19 protein-coding genes are annotated in these 18,744 nt (G+C 50.8%); 9 read left to right on the top strand and 10 right to left on the bottom strand.

What is annotated here, in order from left to right:
* Positions 1 to 163: 163 nt before the first annotated feature.
* Entirely contained in the window at positions 164 to 1,360 is a 1,197-nt protein-coding gene (locus H6859_08635; protein USO05207.1) for a porin, read from the bottom strand.
* A gap of 411 nt (positions 1,361 to 1,771) precedes the next feature.
* Between H6859_08635 and H6859_08630 the strand changes: the two genes are divergently transcribed.
* From H6859_08630 to H6859_08600, 7 genes are all read left to right on the top strand, one after another.
* Positions 1,772 to 2,296 carry a DUF3576 domain-containing protein gene (locus tag H6859_08630; protein ID USO06739.1) on the top strand — a complete coding sequence of 175 codons (525 nt, stop codon included), beginning with the start codon at positions 1,772 to 1,774 and terminating at the stop codon, positions 2,294 to 2,296.
* A 49-nt stretch (positions 2,297 to 2,345) separates the two neighbouring features.
* Positions 2,346 to 3,158 carry a glycosyltransferase family 25 protein gene (locus tag H6859_08625; protein ID USO05206.1) on the top strand — a complete coding sequence of 271 codons (813 nt, stop codon included), beginning with the start codon at positions 2,346 to 2,348 and terminating at the stop codon, positions 3,156 to 3,158.
* 9 nt (positions 3,159 to 3,167) lie between these two features.
* Complete coding sequence (locus H6859_08620) at positions 3,168 to 5,774, top strand: leucine--tRNA ligase (GenBank protein USO05205.1); 2,607 nt, start codon at positions 3,168 to 3,170, stop codon at positions 5,772 to 5,774.
* A 10-nt stretch (positions 5,775 to 5,784) separates the two neighbouring features.
* Positions 5,785 to 6,315: a hypothetical protein gene (locus H6859_08615; GenBank protein USO05204.1), complete on the top strand. Its 531-nt coding sequence runs from the start codon at positions 5,785 to 5,787 to the stop codon at positions 6,313 to 6,315.
* Positions 6,316 to 6,664: 349 nt separating this feature from the next.
* A complete protein-coding gene (locus tag H6859_08610) occupies positions 6,665 to 7,678 on the top strand; it encodes a homoserine O-succinyltransferase (GenBank protein ID USO05203.1) in 1,014 nt (337 codons plus the stop codon).
* Between the two features lie 39 nt (positions 7,679 to 7,717).
* Positions 7,718 to 8,005 carry a hypothetical protein gene (locus H6859_08605; GenBank protein USO05202.1) on the top strand — a complete coding sequence of 96 codons (288 nt, stop codon included), beginning with the start codon at positions 7,718 to 7,720 and terminating at the stop codon, positions 8,003 to 8,005.
* Between the two features lie 130 nt (positions 8,006 to 8,135).
* Positions 8,136 to 9,557, top strand: a complete 1,422-nt coding sequence (locus H6859_08600) for a hypothetical protein (GenBank protein USO05201.1) — start codon at positions 8,136 to 8,138, stop codon at positions 9,555 to 9,557.
* Positions 9,558 to 9,583: 26 nt separating this feature from the next.
* On the opposite strand, the gene H6859_08595 is transcribed toward H6859_08600, so the two are convergent.
* Both H6859_08595 and tnpA read right to left on the bottom strand, forming a co-directional pair.
* Positions 9,584 to 9,730, bottom strand: coding sequence for a transposase (locus H6859_08595; GenBank protein USO05200.1), 147 nt, complete (start codon positions 9,728 to 9,730; stop codon positions 9,584 to 9,586).
* Positions 9,731 to 9,747: 17 nt separating this feature from the next.
* Positions 9,748 to 9,990 (bottom strand): IS200/IS605 family transposase, encoded by a 243-nt coding sequence (gene tnpA / locus H6859_08590; GenBank protein ID USO05199.1) that lies wholly within the window; start codon positions 9,988 to 9,990, stop codon positions 9,748 to 9,750.
* A 166-nt stretch (positions 9,991 to 10,156) separates the two neighbouring features.
* Between tnpA and H6859_08585 the strand changes: the two genes are divergently transcribed.
* Both H6859_08585 and H6859_08580 read left to right on the top strand, forming a co-directional pair.
* Positions 10,157 to 11,173 carry a DNA polymerase III subunit delta gene (locus H6859_08585; protein USO05198.1) on the top strand — a complete coding sequence of 339 codons (1,017 nt, stop codon included), beginning with the start codon at positions 10,157 to 10,159 and terminating at the stop codon, positions 11,171 to 11,173.
* A 2-nt stretch (positions 11,174 to 11,175) separates the two neighbouring features.
* Complete coding sequence (locus H6859_08580) at positions 11,176 to 12,072, top strand: DMT family transporter (GenBank protein USO05197.1); 897 nt, start codon at positions 11,176 to 11,178, stop codon at positions 12,070 to 12,072.
* Here the strand turns inward: H6859_08580 and H6859_08575 are convergent.
* The 7 genes from H6859_08575 to H6859_08545 all read right to left on the bottom strand — a co-directional run bounded on the left by H6859_08575 (position 12,069) and on the right by H6859_08545 (position 18,688).
* A complete protein-coding gene (locus H6859_08575; protein ID USO05196.1) occupies positions 12,069 to 12,989 on the bottom strand; it encodes a ParB/RepB/Spo0J family partition protein in 921 nt (306 codons plus the stop codon). The two genes, H6859_08580 and H6859_08575, sit on opposite strands and share 4 nt — an antisense overlap.
* A 52-nt stretch (positions 12,990 to 13,041) precedes the next feature.
* Positions 13,042 to 13,896 (bottom strand): ParA family protein, encoded by an 855-nt coding sequence (locus H6859_08570; GenBank protein ID USO05195.1) that lies wholly within the window; start codon positions 13,894 to 13,896, stop codon positions 13,042 to 13,044.
* A 95-nt stretch (positions 13,897 to 13,991) separates the two neighbouring features.
* Positions 13,992 to 14,612 carry a 16S rRNA (guanine(527)-N(7))-methyltransferase RsmG gene (gene rsmG / locus H6859_08565; GenBank protein USO05194.1) on the bottom strand — a complete coding sequence of 207 codons (621 nt, stop codon included), beginning with the start codon at positions 14,610 to 14,612 and terminating at the stop codon, positions 13,992 to 13,994.
* Entirely contained in the window at positions 14,602 to 16,569 is a 1,968-nt protein-coding gene (mnmG, locus tag H6859_08560; GenBank protein ID USO05193.1) for a tRNA uridine-5-carboxymethylaminomethyl(34) synthesis enzyme MnmG, read from the bottom strand. Before mnmG ends, rsmG begins: the two co-directional genes overlap by 11 nt.
* 38 nt (positions 16,570 to 16,607) lie before the next feature.
* A complete protein-coding gene (locus H6859_08555; protein USO05192.1) occupies positions 16,608 to 17,105 on the bottom strand; it encodes a DNA-deoxyinosine glycosylase in 498 nt (165 codons plus the stop codon).
* Positions 17,106 to 17,107: 2 nt separating this feature from the next.
* On the bottom strand, positions 17,108 to 18,442 hold the full coding sequence (gene mnmE / locus H6859_08550) for a tRNA uridine-5-carboxymethylaminomethyl(34) synthesis GTPase MnmE (protein ID USO05191.1): 1,335 nt from the start codon (positions 18,440 to 18,442) through the stop codon (positions 17,108 to 17,110).
* Entirely contained in the window at positions 18,443 to 18,688 is a 246-nt protein-coding gene (locus tag H6859_08545) for a hypothetical protein (protein ID USO05190.1), read from the bottom strand.
* Between the last annotated feature and the right edge of the window lie 56 nt (positions 18,689 to 18,744).

The raw sequence follows: 18,744 nt of genomic DNA, 5'->3' as shown, positions 1-18,744 counted from the left end.
CTACCGTCATTGCGAGGAATGAAATGACGAAGCAATCTGCCTTCCCGCTCTCTAAAAAGACATAAGTGGATTGCTTCGCTGCGCTCGCAATGACAAAAAACGTACAAAAGAAAGGGCCTCAAACGAGGCCCTTCCAAAATCCTTATAAAAAATCAAACTACGATTAGAAGTTGATTTGTGTACCAAGCAGAACGCTCGTTGCGTCTACTTCGTCGCCTGATGTCAGACCGGCAACATTGTCATGCTCAACGTGTGATACGCTGCCACGGAATGTCATGCCTGGGCCGTATGTGTATACGACACCGCCAGTGTAACGATCGGTTTCAATACCATCATTACCTGTAACACCAACAATATTCTGCGTGCCGTCCTGGTTCATGTAAGATGCGCCAAGCTTGAAAGGACCGGTTGTGTAGTCAACACCAACAACGAGCGTTTCTTCATCATCGCGTGTGCCACCACCAGTAACTTCAGTCTCACCGTAGTCATCTTCAGAGTAAGAAACACCGATGCCGAACGGACCGATATCCAGATCGATACCAGCGTTCCATACTGTACGGTCATCAGACGCATCGCCAGTAAGCAAGCCAGCAGTTGTGTCTTCAATGTCAATGTGCGTGTAACCAAGACCGGCAATCACACCAACATTGTTGAACTGACCTTCATAACGAAGAGCAGCTTCGTATGCAGCGCCAAAGCTTTCGGCAACATCATCAGTCAGAACACCTGAAAGATCAGGTGCACCAGTATCATGAGATGTTACAGCTGTACCGCTCACATCCGGTGTCCAAGACAGACCGCCCTGGAAACCGTTCATGATTGGAGACAGGTAAGTCAGCTTATCTGAGTAACCGGTTGCATTGGTTTCATAGTCAAGACCATCTGCAGTAATCGCAGCAGCCAATGCAGCTGAACCCATTGAAGTGTAGTTCACAGGCTGAACGAACTGACGGATACCGTCAACGTTAGAGTCTGCAGAAGGAGCGGCAACCTGCAACAGGTATTGCGCACCATCTTCAGCACCGAAATTCACACGGCCCCAGCCACCTGAGAAGTAAACATAGCTCTCTTCAACATCAAAAGAGTCACCTGTCCCACCAGCGCCATCAGCTTCCGCTTCGATATGCGCACCAACTGTCAGACCGTTGTCCAGAGTTGTTTCACCACCGAAGTGAACTTCCGTGTGACGAATAACGCCAACTTCGCGAGCATTAGCCGCAGCGGAATCTTCGTCTTGGTCTACGTATGCACCGTAGCCTTTGAACCAACCACCAAGCTCAAGTTTAACTTGAGCAGCAGCCGGATTAGCAATCATTGCCATACCGGCAATAGCAGCTGTGCTTAAAAGTACTTTTTTCATTATCATTCCTCCAATAAACAGATGATAATCGTTGAACAAAATTGATTCGAGACTGAATCAAACCACCCACTGTTACCCAATGGACACACCCAATAAGCCTGAATCGCACCATCCGTTCAACGTGCTTTTGGCGGATTGATTCATCTTTTTTGAAAGGCGTTGCATTTTTGCAACAGGTTAAAACTTGCTGCTCTCGTCATTGCGAGCGCAGCGAAGCAATCCATTTCTAATCTGGATTGCCGCGTCAGCCCTGCGGGCTTCCTCGCAATGACGTGGGCACAGACAATGACGTTAAATGGCTTGAGAGCAAAAGCATCCCATGCTAATCACTTACAAATATGTTTCACAAAACTATGTAGGAATACCATGAACGCGACGCGTAAAACATTTCTGTCCATTGCAATTGTAGGGATGTCGGCACTCACCCTAAGTGCTTGCACCACAGGCGAAGAAGAAGGCGGCGCAATTAAAACCGAAGCCAAATATCCAACCGGTATGGCGCGCGGCGCCAATGAAAATGATATTTATTCAAAACCTGCCAGCATTTTTGGTGAAGGTGGATTGTCCTTTGGCGGTAAACGCAAAGATAATAATGAAGACGGCGCTTCCGGCATTGCCGTGAACAGCTTCCTCTGGCGTGCCTCACTGGATACCGTTTCCTTTATGCCGCTCGCAAGCGCCGATCCGTTTGGTGGCGTGATTCTAACCGACTGGTACACACCGGCTGAAACCCCGGATGAGCGCTTTAAACTCAACGTGTTTATTTTAAGCCGCCAGCTCCGCTCCGACGGTATTCAGGTCCGTGTCTTTAAACAGGTGAAATCAAAAGGCTCATGGCAGGACGTTAAGCCATCCACAGAAACCGCCCGCCAACTTGAAGATTCGATTCTGACCCGCGCCCGTCAATTGCGCGTCGCGCAGCTTGATAGTGAATAATTTAACAATGTCACCCCCGCCCATTTGAAAAATGAGTGCGGGGGTCCGGATGCCCGCACAAGGCGGGCATGACAGAAATAAAATGATCCCGACCTTCATCATATCCCTGTCCGAAGAAACCGCGCGCCGAGAGGCAATCGCCGCGCACCTCAAGGATCGCGGATTCAATTTCGAATTTTTTGATGCCGTTGATGGCCGCCAAATGAATGTGCTGAACCACCCAGATTATAACGCTCCGCGCCGCCGCGCCGCCCATGGACGCGATCTCAAACCCGGCGAGCTGGGCTGTTTTCTCTCCCACCGCAATTTTTACCGCTTTATGGTCAAAAACGATATCGACTACGCGCTGCTCCTTGAAGATGACGCCCGCCTGCATGAAAGCACCAAGGCCACACTTGAAGCCCTCATAGATAAGGATATCGCTTTTGACATCATCCGCCTGCTCGGCAGCCCCAAAGTGGCAAAGGGCAAACACCGTAAAATCACCCCTCTATATAAAGACTTCCATCTTGTCCGCCTGCGCACTGCTCCAGGCGGCGCCCACGCCACGCTCATTTCCCGCCAAGGCGCTGAAAAACTGGTGCGTGCCACCGAAAAATTCGCCTTTCCGATTGATACAGTGCTCGGACGCGGCTGGGAAACCGGCATAACGGCTTTCTCGATCCAACCCGGCCTCGCCGTGCAGGATCTCTCCTTTGATTCCGCCATCGGCGAAGAGCGCCATGATAAAAGTGTCACACCCAAAGGCCTGAAATTCAAATGCACGCGCCTCGCCTTCAAAATCAGCGAAGCACTCGGCAAAGCCTGGGTCTATTGGTCAACCCGCGCATCAGACCTTGCGATCAGCAAAAAATTCAGCTAATCGTCTCTCATGACACAAGAAAAATACAATATTAAAGAATCTGAAGCGCGGTGGCGTTCCGTTTGGAACGAGCGTAAATGCTTTGAAGTCACCGAAGATCCAGCCAAAGACAAATACTATGTCCTTGAGATGTTTCCCTATCCATCCGGACGCATCCATGTCGGCCATGTCCGTAACTATACGCTCGGCGACGTTGTCGCGCGTTACCGCCGCGCCTCCGGATATAATGTCCTGCGCCCCATGGGCTGGGATGCGTTTGGCCTGCCCGCAGAAAACGCTGCCATTGAACGCGGCGCCCATCCGAAAGACTGGACGCTATCCAACACATCTGAGATGCGCGAACAACTCAAATCCATGGGCCTCGCCATCGACTGGAGCCGCGAAATCACCACCTGCCTGCCCGAATATTACCGCCACGAACAAAAGATGTTCCTCGACTTCCTCGATAAAGGCATTGCCTATCGCAAGGAATCTATGGTCAACTGGGATCCGGTTGATCATACCGTCCTGGCCAATGAACAGGTCGTCGATGGCAAAGGCTGGCGCACTGGCGCGCCTGTTGAGCGCCGCAAACTAAACCAGTGGTTCCTCAAGATCACCGATTACGCCGATGAGTTGCTTACAGACTTAGGCAAACTTGAACGCTGGCCGGAAAAAGTCCGCATCATGCAGGAAAACTGGATCGGCAAATCCACCGGATTGCAATTTAAGTGGCAAGTGCAAAGCACTTGTCATCCCGAACGCAAAGCGGAGGGATCTCATGCGGCAAATGGAGATTCCTCGCATACGCTCGGAATGACAGACATGCAAATCGAGATCTATACCACGCGGCCCGACACACTGTTCGGCGCTTCATTTATGGCGCTGGCCGCCGACCATCCGATGGCCAAAAAACTTTGTGCAGATAAAGACGGATTCGAAGACTTCGTCAAACAATGCGCCGCACTCGGCACCTCTGAAGCGGCCATCGAACAAGCCGAAAAACTCGGCTTTGATACAGGCTACAAAGCCACCCATCCCCTTTTAGGCCGGGAAATCCCAATCTACCTCGCCAATTTCGTTCTGATGGATTACGGCACTGGCGCGGTGTTCGGCGTCCCCGCCCACGACCAGCGCGACTTTGATTTTGCAACCAAATACGGTCTGCCAATCCAGCGCGTTATTTCCGACGGGACAGACAAAAACCTAAAACAAGCCTATACCGGCCCCGGCAAACTTGTGAATTCCCAGTGGCTCGATGGAATGAGCGTCGAAGATGCCAAAGCGGAAGTCATCAAGCGCTGCGAAAACGCAGGCACCGGTTTTGGCACCACGCAGTTCCGCCTGCGCGATTGGGGCATCTCCCGCCAGCGCTATTGGGGCTGCCCGATCCCCATCATTTATTGCGAGGATTGCGGCGCGGTCCCGGTTCCAGAAGACCAACTTCCCGTGACACTCCCCGATGATATAAGCTTTAACAAACCCGGCAACCCGCTTGCCCACCACCCGACATGGAAAAACTGCGCATGTCCGAAATGCGGTAAAGATGCCCAGCGCGAAACCGACACGTTTGATACTTTCTTTGAAAGCTCGTGGTATCAGTTCCGCTATTGCGACCCGCATAATGAAACCGCGCCTGTTGATAAAGACAAAGCCAAATACTGGATGCCGGTCGAGCAATATATCGGCGGCGTCGAACACGCCGTGCTTCATCTGCTCTACGCCCGCTTTTTCACCAAAGCCATGCGCGACTGCGGCTACGTCGATTGCGATGAGCCATTCACAGGCCTGTTCACACAAGGCATGGTCACGCACGAAACTTATCAGGACGCCAATGGCAAATGGCTCTTCCCATCCGAATATGAAGCTCTGACCGATAAAACCAAAGCCAAAATCGGCCCATCGATCAAAATGTCCAAATCGAAAAAGAACGTCATCGACCCGCAGGACATTATCGACACTTACGGCGCGGATGCGGCACGGCTATTCATCCTCTCTGACTCCCCGCCCGAACGTGATCTGGAATGGACGGAGGCCGGCATCGAAGGTGCCTGGAAATTTATCAATAAACTTCACCGCACATTAATGGAAGCAAGAACCAGTCTGCCCGGTGCAGATAGTGCAACGCCGCTTGATTTCTCAGACAACGCGACTAATCTACGCCGCGCATCACACAAAACAATCGTCGGCGTCGCCAAAGCCATTGAAGATTTTGCAATGAACAAGGCCGTAGCGCAAATCCGTGAACTGTCTAATATGATCAATGGCTTTAAACCCGGGAATGATTCAGACCGCTGGGCTTTGCGCGAAGCATTCGAAACTCTTACTCAGCTTTTCAACCCGATGATGCCGCACCTAGCCGAAGAGCTATGGGCACAATTAGGTCACTCTAGCCTGCTGGCTGATGAACCATGGCCCAAAGCCGATAAAACGCTTCTGACCGATGACACTGTCACCCTCGGCGTACAGGTCAACGGCAAGGTCCGCGCGCAAATTAACCTCGCTCCAGACGCCGATGAAGCCACCGCCCGCGAAACCGCGCTGTCGCAAGATAATGTCAAAAAATTCATCGAAGGCAAACAGGTGCGCAAATTCATCTACGTGCCCGGCAAAATCGTCAACGTGGTGGCAGCTTAGGAGGTACAAGATGCAAGTTACAAGTTACAAGATAAAAATCGCGCTGTTCTTGGTCTTTGCAACTTGTACCTTGCAACTAACATCCTGCGGCCTCCACCCTGTCTATGGCGTAAATAAATACACCGCTGTCGGCGTCGAAGAACATCTCGCTGCAATTGAAATCGGAGGTATCCCTGATCGCGAAGGCCAGTTTCTGCGCAATGCATTGATCGACCGGTTCTATCGCGCTGGCCGCCCGGTAAACCCGCTTTACAAGCTAACGGTCTCACCCGTCTCGGAAAGCCGACGCGATCTCGATGTCACTATAGATTCCGATACCACCCGCGGACAATTAACCCTTAAAACCAATATCTCTCTCATTGATAAGCAAACTGGCAAAGTCCTCCTGCAACGCCCTTTGCGATCCATCGCCAGCTACAATATTCTGGCCAGCGAATTTGCCAATCGCGTCTCGGAACAAAACACCCGTGAAAACGCGCTGAACGGCCTCGCCCGCCAAATTGAAGAACAGCTCGCCCTGCATTTCAAACACGCACAATAAACGCACATAACTTTACAGAAAAATATCTTGACGATCGTTTTATATCTGGTCTATAAGCAAAAACGATGGCTTATAGCACTTCCGCGGCATTTGATGGACTCAGCTTGCACCGCGTTAAAAAAGCTAAAGCGCCACGGCAAAGATCAAACCAACGCTATTTTGATCCCGCCCGTGGTCTCCTGAATTTTGGAAACCTGGCGGGGCATGACCGCGGACAAACGTCCACCCATTCCCGACAGATATTGTATTTAACCACTGTGCTAACACGCATGGCTTTTTTGATTTCGGTTTTCCGCTATCAGGCTCTGTTATCAGCACAGCCAATATTTAAGGAAATGGACTTTAAAACATGGCTGTTATTCTTCCAGATGGACACCCGGCAATTGAGAATTTGCGACAAGAAGGCTGCAAAAACGTTATCCCGGCGTCGCAAGCCCCTAAAGACAATGTCGTGCGTGTGGCCGTGGCCAACACCATGTCCAACGTTGTGGAAACGGAAACGCAGTTCGCCCGCGCCTTTGCCGAAAGCGGCCTGAATGTTGAGCTTGTCTTTTACAGCCCCTCAACAAAAATCGCCGCTGCCCACGAAAAATCAGACAGTAAAAAAGAACAGCACCGTTTAAAATACCACAAACCGCTCTCTGAAATTCGAAACGACAAGACCATTAACGGAATTGTCCTGACAGGTTTCCCGGGAGCAAACTTAGACCTCAGACAAAAAACAGGCTCCACAGACGACAAAGGCAATGAATTCTACAATGAATTTATAGACCTGCTTGATTATGCCCGTAAAAGCAATACGCCGACGCTGGCAACATGCTGGGCCGCTCACGTCGCGCTCAACCATTTCTACGGCATCGAAAGACTAAAACGTGAGGCTAAACTTACCGGCATCTTCGAACTGGCCGTAACCAATGCGAATTCGCCACTGGTTAAAGGCATAGAACATAAATTCCCCATGCCCGTTTCACGTTACTACTACTCCGATGAAATCGCACTGCGAGCCCAGCCAAACCTGAACATTTTAGCAAGTTCGGAAGAAACCGGCGCAGCGATTGTTTCAGAAAAAAAGGGGCCTTTTATCTATATGAGCGGTCACCTCGAATATTTAGCCAACACTTTACTAAAAGAATTGCTAAGAGATTTTCAAAAGAAAGGCACGGATGCACCCTACCCCGAAAATCTTGACCCTTTTTATCAGAAACGCACATGGGCTGCGGCAAACACCGCCTTCTATAGCAATCTGGCGAATCTTTTTAACGCAAGCCGTACGAATAAGCTGGCCGCTGCGCGAATACTCCAACCCCACCGCACGGACGACTGGTCTTATACAACACAAGAACCCGCCGCTGTTTACCGCTAAAACATCTGCAAAAATATTTTACAACGAAAGGAAAAGAAAATGCTGATAGTTCCCTTTAGAAATGATAATCGAGAAACAATCGAAATTCGCTATGTTGTACCGGACGGAAGACCCGGCCCCGCAGCCCTCGTTCCTCTTACAACAATAAGTCGAGAAGTATTTAACGATTATGGTCAAGACGAACCCGTAGAAGCCGCCTTTGAAAAAGCGGTTACGGCTGTGCTTAATAAAACAAGCCTGCCCAAAGCACACGATGAGTTACAAGGACTCGCCAACAGAAGCGTTCAAGAACACGCAGAAGAGCTTCTTACCATCATCAACCACTGATAAAATGGAGAAACCCTAAAAACGCTGGCACCCTCTTTGTGCTGGCGTTTTTATTTATCCAGCAAATTTGCCTTTCAACCTGAACTACCGCATATTACGCAAGGTAAGTAAGGAGAAAGGGGCCCGACATATGTCCGAAGTAAATGCCAGCGACACGCGGCGCATCGAATCGATCGACGATGTCATCGACACCTATGCGGGCGTAGGCGCGGATGCCAAAGCCGGCATCGAAGTTGAACTCGCCTTCTTCGACCCCGAAAGCGCTGATCTCGCCCCGATGACAATTGCGCAAAACAAGGTCGCCAAAAACACCACAAACGCGGAGTACGACGGCGATTTCGTCCGCAATGAGCCCACATCCGAAATGCTCGAAGTCGGCTCGATTGCCCGTGGCCCCAAAGATCTCCGCATGATCATGGACGATACCAACAAAAAAATCGTCTGCCTCACGCAAAAAGCCGCTACTATCGGCCTTAAACGCTCTTATTTCCAGCACCTGCCCAACAAAAGCGCTGCCGACCTGCTCAATAACGTCATGGATATCGAACGCTATCAGGCCTTTTTCGCCCCGCCGCGCAAGGACATGCAAGCCATTGCCGCCTATTTCTCGGTCTGCAAATCCAATCAAGTCTCGATCAGCTATCGGAGCCCCGGACATCTGCTCGAAAATGTCCGCCGCCTTTATTGCCTCGCGCCCTTTTTATTTATGATTACCGACAATGCCGCACCATTCAATGAAGGCCACGCTTTTACAGGGCACGTCGGCATGCATCACCGCACCTCATTAAAAGACCGCGGCGGCGTCCCGCCCTATATATACAGCGCCAAAACCGGCGATGATTATATTCACGGCCATGGCGACCATGTCATAAACAACCCGCTTTTTGTCTATTACGACGAACACGGCAAACTTATCCGCCTGCCCTCCGGTACATGGACCAGCTTTAATAAATTGCGTGAACAGGGCCTAAACACAGCCACCAATTACTTTTTCGCCGAAAGTATTCTCTGGCCGGATATAAAAATCGCCGCCCTGAAAGACGAAAATAATCAGGTAGTCAACCACCGCTATGAAGCCCGCATGTTTGGTGTCGGCCTGCACCAGCACCAAACTGCACTGCTGCTCACCGCCACGCTGGCCTTTGACCCTGAATTTGCCAAACAAGTCGATATTTTGCTCGCACGCTCCGGCTTGAACCAAATGCAACCCAAAACGCTTCAAAAACCGCTAGAAGCTGCATACAAAGCCGCCCAAAACCATAACGGTCGATTCCTCAATGTTCCCTACGGTAACACCACAATGCTGGCTTTCGCACAAAAATTTGCAACGCTTATAGAAAATTCTACATATTTGGAAGGCCTTGAAGACGAACTCGGCCCCCTTCTCACCATTTGCCATACCGGTTGCACTGATTCCAAAGTCAATGCGCTACTTTTCAATACGCTCGAATCGGCCCTGACTTTTCAACGCGATTACGACCCTGTCATTTTTAAAAACCCGAACCTCTGCGCCTATACGCTGTTTGAAAAACAACTCAAAAAACTGAAGTGAAACTCCACGGGCCAAGGCCCGTGGTATCACTTTAGTTCAAGCTGCGCTTGTCCAGTATCTTCTTCTCCCTGGTTTTGAATATAGCGCTTAATAACACTCTCACCGATGCCCACTGTGCTGACAAAATAACCGTCGGACCATATGCCATCTGCGCCCCAATATGCTTTGCGCATATACTCAAACCTTTTCTTCATAAGACGGCCTGATCACTGACACACATCTTGGGGGGAATTGATAACAACAGGTGCACATGATCAACATCGTGATTGATCTCCAACACTTCAACCTCAGGCAACATCTCATGAAAACTCGTTATCAATTCCCGCAGATAGGCAAATGATCCTTCATTGAAAATTTTACGCCGGTACTTGCTGGTCAAAACCAGATGGTATTCGCATTTGTACGCACAGTGGCCTTGCTTCCTTAATCGCATGAAGAAGATACTGGACGCACTCCATCCACGGGGCAAGCCCCTTGGTTTTTACGTGCCTATAAATAACAACAAGCATAAACATACCGACCAGTCGGTATGTTTATAGTTTATGGCCATCAATGTAAGAACAATTGACCCGCCCGGCACATGCTATAGGATCTCGAATATGAAACTGGCTTTTCGCGACATCGAACCTTTCGTCAAAGCGCCAAACAAGGCCGCAAGGGTAATCCTCGTCTACGGCCCGGACAACGGCCTAATGAAAGAGCGCAGCGCCACCATTGGCAAAACCGTCGTTACAGACCTGAACGACCCGTTTAATGTCGCCACGCTATCCACCGAAATTTTCCTCGAAGACCCGGCCCGCCTGCCTGACGAGGCCGGGGCAATCTCGATGATGGGCGGCGATCGCCTGATCCGGATCGAAGGTACCAGCGACAAAATCACCACACTAATCAAGGAATATCTGCAAACCCCCTCAGATTCAGCGCTGGTAATCCTCGAAGCCGGTGAACTCGGCCCCCGTAGCACCCTTCGTAAACTCTGCGAATCAGCAAAAAACGCTGCCGCCGTGCCTTGTTACGTAGAAGATGAGCGCGATCTGTCTCGCCTGATCCGCGAAACATTAACAAGCTCCCAAATCGGCATCGACCAGGACGCACTCACCTGGCTCAGCGCCAATATCTCCGGTGATCGCCAAAAAGTCCGCAGCGAACTCGAAAAACTCATTACCTACAAAGGCAACGATAACACCCCTGTAACATTAGACGATGTCACCGCATGTTGCGGTCAGACCAGCGCTGTCGCACTCGATGACCTTATCTATGCTACCGCTGGGCATAATACTGCCCAAGCGCTTAAAACCTATCGTCAATTGATGGAGGAGGGGGTGTCTTTTGTTGTGATCCTCCGCAGCCTGCAAAATCACTTCCTGCGCCTGCATTTAATCAAAAGCCTTATTGAAAGGGGAGATTCGGCAGATTCAGCTATGAAAGCCTTAAGCCCGCCAATTTTTTTCAAGCAGCAACACGCCTTTAAAACGCAAGTAAACCGCTGGTCTAAAGAAGGATTATCCAAAGTATTACAAAAGCTTATGGATTTAGAGGCCCAATGCAAACAAACCGGCGCGCCCGTGGAAACCCTCTGCGCCCAGGCCGTGCTCGGCATCAGCAAATCCCGCTAAACATGGCGCAACCGTTAAACGATAACCGTCAATATCTAAAGGCCGCCGGGTTCCTGTTAGGCTCAAGCTTTATGATCGTCCTCGTAAACATGTTCGCCAAGCTTTTGACAGAAAACGGATTAACGCCGCTGGAGGTTTTATTTTACAGGAATCTCGGGGGCTTTGCGCTCGTCACACTGACCATTTTATCAACAAGACAATTCCAGCGCTTTAAAACAAAACGTCCCAAAGCGCAATTTATAAGGGCCCTCACCGGTAACATTTGCCTGTGGCTTATTATATGGGCAAACGCACTACTCCCTTTGGCAACAGTATCCGCAATTCTGCTGAGCGCACCCATCATCGCAACGGTGCTATCACCGCTCTTTTTGAACGAAAAAACAAGCAAATTCAGAGGATTATGCATCGCCGCAGGCCTGACCGGTGCGCTTGTAATAACGCAGCCCGGCATGGAAAATTTCACACCATCCTATATCGTCGCGCTCATGGGTGCTTTGGCCTCCGCAATTGTCATACTCTATCTGCGAAGCCTGGGACAAAACGAAGACCCGCTGACCACGACATTTTACCTGTTTGGGTGGGGATCGCTGTTTGCGGGACTTTGCCTGCCCTTCTTCTGGACGGGCCTGCCAAGCGCTTATGCTTTATTGGCCGGAATAATTATCAGCGGCTTTCTTAGCCAGTTCTTTAAAAACAACGCCTATAAACACGGAGAAATCTCTTTTCTCAGCCCGCTTATCTATTTCAACATTGTGTGGGCCACGCTTTTGGGCTGGGCGGTCTGGAAAGAAATACCGGAAATCCACGTCTATATTGGCTGCGCCATCATTATATGCTCAAACCTCCTGATCACATGGAGAGAACAAAAAATGAGCCAACCTCATCGGGAGGTGTTCTAGGCAGACAGCCTTCCGGAACCACTCTCTTCCGAAAGCCGCCGTATAAGAACGTCAAGCTGGTCAAGCGTCTTGAACTGTACGCTCAACCGCCCGCTTTTCCCGTCTCGGCTGTCAATCGATACGCGCATCCCGAGCTTACCCGAAATGTCTTCTTCCAGGGCCAAAGTATCAACATCCTTTGCCGGAGAGGACTTTGAAGCCCGCACTTTCGTAGTCTGTGCCCGCCCTTGCGATTCGGCAACAAGCTTTTCCGTTTCACGCACGCTCAAATTTTTGGCAATCACTTCCTTGACCAACGCCTCAGCGTTCTCGACCGTAATCAAAGCCCGCGCGTGGCCGATTGTTATTTTTCCATCACTTAAAAAATCCCGCACCACAAGCGGCAATTGCAACAACCGAATCATATTTGCAATATGCGAACGGCTCTTTCCAAGGCTTTCCGCCAGTTTTTCCTGCGTATATTCGTGTTCATCGATGAGCTTTTGATAGCCAGTCGCTTCATCAATAGGATCAAGATCCTCACGCTGCAAATTCTCAATCAACGCAATTTCAAACGCTTCAGCATCCGTAATACTCAGCACAATCACCGGCACCTCATGCAATTGCGCCTTTTGTGCCGCCCGCCAACGCCGCTCACCGGCAATAATCTGATATTGCCCACTATTATCCTTATGCTCTCGCACCAGCAATGGTTGCAAAACGCCATGCAATTTAATCGATTCGCTCAGCTCATCCAGCGCGCCATCTCTGAAAATAGTCCGCGGCTGTCCCGGCCCCGGCTCAAGCTGATCAATACCAACCATATCACGCTTGCGCCCCTGAATATGCCCTTCTGGATCAACTTGTGGATAAACACCTTCATCATCTTCAAACAAGGCATTCAATCCGCGCCCCAAACCACGACTTTTTGGATCCATTCCATAACCCTTTCAAAAAAGAAATCGTTTCACGTGAAACTCTAGAATCGCTTTACGCTGCAAGCAACGCTTTTTTAATCTGTCGCTCGCGTTTAATTACCTCGCTGGCCAAATGGATATAAGCCTGCGCGCCCGCACATTTCATATCATAAACAATCGCCGGCAAACCAAAGGACGGCGCCTCAGACAAGCGCACATTGCGAGGTATAACAGTCTTATAAACTTTATCACCAAAAAACTGGCGTACATCACGCTCAACCATCGCCGTCAAATTATTACGCTGATCATACATCGTCAAAACGACACCCTGAATATCCAGCCGTGGATTAAACTGTTTACGCACCCGCTCGACGGTCTTGGTCAGATGACTAAGCCCCTCCAGAGCGTAAAACTCACACTGCAACGGCACGATCACCGAATCCACTGCCACCAACGCGTTCAGCGTCAACAAATTCAACGAGGGTGGGCAGTCCAGAATCACATAATCATAAGGCCCGCCTTGCCCCATCAACGGGCGGCGCAGCGCTTCTCTCAAACGATATTCACGGCTATGCGCCGTGACAAGCTCAATCTCCGCACCAGACAAATGCACTGAAGACGGAACAATCGACAACCGCGGCACTTTGGTCTTCACGGCCGCATCTTCCACCGCCACATCCCCAAACAACACATCATAAGAGCTGCTTTTAATCAACGAACGGCGAACGCCTAATCCGGTAGAAGCATTACCCTGCGGGTCCAGGTCTACAATCAAAACCCGCTTACCCACCGCCGAAAGCGCCGTCGCCAAATTGATCGCCGTTGTCGTTTTCCCGACCCCGCCTTTCTGGTTCGCCACCGCCAGCAAACGCGGGTAATCATGAGTCTTGAAAGAAGGGGAAACAGTGCGGGCGGGAAGATTTTTCATGGACATGAACCTCTCGAATCGATACAAAATGGAATAGACACACAATAACGTCGATTCTCGCTGTTGGTCAAGCTTTCAGGCCATACCACCAAGGCTTATACACGGGATTTTGGAGACATATCACGCAAACTTAAAATACTGGCCGCCGGATCGGTTTTACTCGGCAAAACCTCACATTCAAAATCATAAAATTCCCGCGCTTGTATTATTTCATCGCGTGCCTTCGCACCCTTCATAAACAAACATTCCAACTGCGGATTAACAGCAATCCACGGTCCGCAATAATCCAGCAACATTTTAAGATCCGCTAGCGCCCGTGCGCTCACAATATCCGGAATTACCCCAAGTTTTACAGATTCTATACGCGCATTATGCACTGTTATATCCACATTCGTTTCACGTGAAACGGTCCTCAAAAACTGACATTTACGCTCATCCGACTCAACCAGATGAACATCCAATTCTGACCGGATTATGGCCAGCACCAAACCCGGAAAACCTGCGCCACTCCCCAAATCCACCAGAACCGATGATTCACGTGAAACACATCCGGCCAACTGCGCCGAATCCGCAAAATGCCGCTGCCACGCCTCATCCAGCGTCTTCGGACTTACCAGATTAACCGCCTTTTGCCATTTAAGCAAAAGCGCATGATAAATCTCCAGCTTCTCCATGGATTCACGTGAAACATTGATCTGTAGCGAATTAGGCCACATGGGTCTCCGACCCCCGACGTGAAGATTGTCGCCTGAGTTTCTGTGACGAATTCTTCCGTTTCACATGCCTGAGCAACGCCACCAGCGCCGCCGGTGTCACGCCGGGAATCCGCGAAGCCGCACCTAACGTCGCCGGGCGGGCCTGTTCCAGTTTCATGCGCACCTCATTTGACAAACTGCCTACTTCTGCATAATCCAGCATCTTAGGCAACGCCAAAGCCTCATCCTTACGAAACGCCGCAATATCAGCCTCATGCCGCTCCATATAATTTGCATACAGCGCATCACATTCAATCTGCTCACGGATATCCAGATCAATGGCCTTAAGCTCAGGCCACACTCTCTCAAGCTGCACCCAATCAATATCCGGATAAGCCAGCAAATCATAAACATTACGGCGCTGCCCGTCTTTTTTAATCATAATCCCATGCGCCTCAAGTTCATTTGGGCTAGCCTGTAATCCTTCGGCCAGCACCTGCGCCGTTGACAGCTTTTTGGATTTCTCTCGCCAAAGCTTTTCACGTGAAACACCCACGCATCCGATTTCAATACCGTAATCTGTCAAACGTTGGTCCGCATTATCTGCCCGTAACCGCAAACGATATTCCGCACGGCTGGTAAACATCCGGTACGGCTCCGGCGCACCGCGCGTAATCAAATCATCAATCAACACCCCGATATAGGCATCGGCCCGATCCAGCGTAAAAACCGTCGCATACGCTCTCAATGTTTCACGTGAATCATCCACAGCTTTACCCACAGACTCGTGCATAAATTTCGCCTGCAACGCTGCATTCAGTCCGGCCATCAACCCTTGCGCGCCAGCCTCTTCATAGCCAGTCGTCCCGTTAATCTGCCCAGCCAGAAACAGGCCCGGCAATCGCTTGCTTTCCAGCGTTGCCTTCAAATCCCGCGGATCGCAATAATCATATTCAATCGCATAACCCCACTCGAGCACCTTGACATTTTCAAGACCCGGTATCGAATGAATATAGGCATCCTGCACCTCAACAGGCAGGGACGTCGAAATCCCGTTCGGATACACCGTATGATCATCCAGCCCCTCCGGCTCCAGAAAAACCTGATGACGCGGTTTATCGGCAAAACGATTAATCTTGTCCTCAATCGAGGGGCAATAGCGTGGCCCCACACCGGAAATATTACCCGAATACATGGCACTGCGATGGATATTCTCAGCAATAATCTTATGCGTTTCTTCCGTGGTATAAGTAATATGACAGGAAATCTGTGGCACTGCGATTTCATCATTCATAGCGGAAAACGGACGCGGATCGGTATCCCCAAGCTGCTCTTCACATTTGTCCCAATCAATCGTACGTCCATCCAGCCGGGCAGGGGTCCCGGTCTTCAAACGCCCTAAAGGAAATTCTAGCCGTTCCAGCGTTTCAGCCAACCCGATAGACGACCCTTCACCAACACGCCCCGCCGGCGTTTGCTCCTCACCCCGGTGGATCATTCCACGCAAAAATGTCCCGGTCGTCAGCACCACAGCCGCACATTTAAACTCACGCCCATCCTGCGCTTTCACCCCGACAACTTCACCAGTCTCGTCAAGAATAAGATCCTCAGCCGCGCCTTCAACCAGCGTTAAATTTGGGTAGTCCGATAATTCCGCCTGCATCGCCTCACGATACAGCTTACGATCCGCCTGCGCACGCGGGCCGCGCACCGCCGGGCCTTTGGAAGCATTGAGCATCCGAAACTGAATGCCCGCTTGGTCGATAATTCGCCCCATCAACCCGTCCAGCGCATCGATTTCACGCACCAGATGTCCCTTGCCCAATCCGCCAATCGCCGGATTACAAGACATCACGCCAATTGTTGAAAGCTTATGCGTAAGCAAAGCCGTCTTCGCACCCATACGCGCACTGGCCGCCGCCGCCTCACATCCGGCGTGGCCTCCACCAACAACAATCACGTCATAATCCATATCCATGGCCGCCCTTATACAGGAAAAGCCAGCCAGAATGCCAGCTATTTCACCTTCAGAACCTCTCGCCAAGCCTGATATTTGCCCTCAAAAGACAATCCTGCATATGCCGGACTGGTAGACGGCATCGTGTGAAATGAAAACCGATCGATATCAAGAACCGGAAAAACGTGCTTTCGAAAGCTGGCCCCAGCTTTCTTACCGTTAAAACAAACTGTTTTTATACTGGGATAAGCCTTGAAAAAAGTAATAAAATCATTTGCTTTCTCTTCCTGAATCGCACTGTCAAGACTACCAGTCCGCCTGCAACTTTTTAGCACATCCCACAATGCAATATGCCGATCTTTCAAAAGCGCAAGAGATTCACAATACTCAAGATCCTGCGATACCTCAAAAACCTGCTTAATGATCAGCCAGAACTGATTGCGCGGATGTGCATAATATTGCCCTTTTTCCAAAGACATTTCACCAGGCATACTGCCAAGAACAAGCAACCGCGCATCAGAATTTGCCACTGGCGAAAAACTTGAAATCGTACTCATCTCTATTTTCCTATGCAGAAATCGCGGAAAATCACGTCTAACAAATCTTCAACATCCACCCGGCCCGTAATCCGCCCCAGCGCCCGCACAGCCAAGCGCACATCTTCCGCCATCAGCTCCGGCAAAGCCGCCGTCTGCGCGCGCACCAACGCTTCACGCGCTTCCTCAATACAGCCGCGATGACGGCGGCGGGTCAGGGCAGGGGCCTCACGCCGCCCAATCAAACCCTCAATCTTTTCCTGCAACAAGCCCAATAACGCATCCAACCCTTCCCCGGTCTCTACCGAAATCGGCAACGCCGCCTCTATTTGCGCCTTCGCCCCGTCCTTATCCGTCTTATTTTCCAACAACACCGCCCGCTCATCAATCAGGGCCAATGTATGCGCATCGACCTCTGGCGCATTTGCATCAAACACCAGCAATGTAATATCGGCGGTTTTCGCCCGCAAAAGCGCCCGGCGAATGCCTTCAGATTCAATCCCTTCTTGCCCCTCGGCGCCAATCTGATCGGGCCGCAGACCCGCCGTATCAGCCAAAATCACCGGATATCCGCCCAGATCCAGATGCACTTCGATAACATCGCGTGTTGTCCCGGCCATCTCGGAAATAATCGCCACATCGCGCTGGGCCAACACATTAACCAGCGAAGATTTCCCTACATTCGGTGCCCCAATCACCGCCACATGAATCCCGTCACGCAACCGTTCTCCGCGCCGGTTATCATTCAAATGTTCGCTCATTTCCTGCGAAATTGCGCTCAAATCCGCCGTAATTTCCGGCGCTATTTCCTGCGGTAAATCCTCATCTGGAAATTCAATCTCCGCCTCCAGATGCGCCAAAGCTCGCTTCAGCCGATCCGCCCACCCCTCATAAAGGTTCATCAGAACGCCGCCCATCTGCAAGAGCGCCTGTAAGCGCTGGGCCTGCGTCTCGGCATCAATCAAATCAGCCACCGCCTCGGCTTCAGTCAAATCCATCTTGCCGTTTTCAAACGCCCGGCGGGTAAATTCACCCGGTTCGGCCATCCGGTGCCCATCAAGACCAGCCAACGCCGCCAAAACCGCATCCACCACGGCCCGCCCGCCATGCAGATGATATTCCACCACATCTTCACCCGTATAGCTCGCCGGTGCTTTAAACGGCAACACAAGGGCTCTATCGAGCGTTTCACGTGAATCTTCGTTTTTTAAATCCACCAGCGCCGCCTTTCGGGGGATAAAATCCGCCCGACCCGAAAGCGCCTGCAAACCCGCCCAACTCTGCGGCCCCGACACCCGGATCACCGCCACGCCGGCCCGGCCCGGCCCACTGGCCAATGCAAAAATCGTCTCACTCATTTATTCCGGCTCACCTGTCTTCAGACCCATCTGGCCCCAGAACATTTTCTGCATATCGCTCATATTCTGAAGTGCGGCCGGAAACCACGTTTTCATCATCGCTTCCGGGTCCATTGCCTGAACATTTTCCTGCATCTTGGCCTGCAGCTCCTCCATCATCGCCTCTTGCAACGGCGCCACATCCGGCAAACCCAAAAATTTCCGTGCTTCCTCCGGTGTGCAGTCGATATCAAAAGTCACTTTCATTGATCTCATCCCATCTTTTATGCTCTTATGATTTCAAGCTTTTAACACAGATAAAG

The sequence above is a fragment of the Rhodospirillales bacterium genome (genome assembly GCA_023898785.1).
GTDB lineage: Bacteria > Pseudomonadota > Alphaproteobacteria > Micavibrionales > Micavibrionaceae > TMED27.
This window is presented reverse-complemented; position numbering and strand designations above follow the sequence as displayed.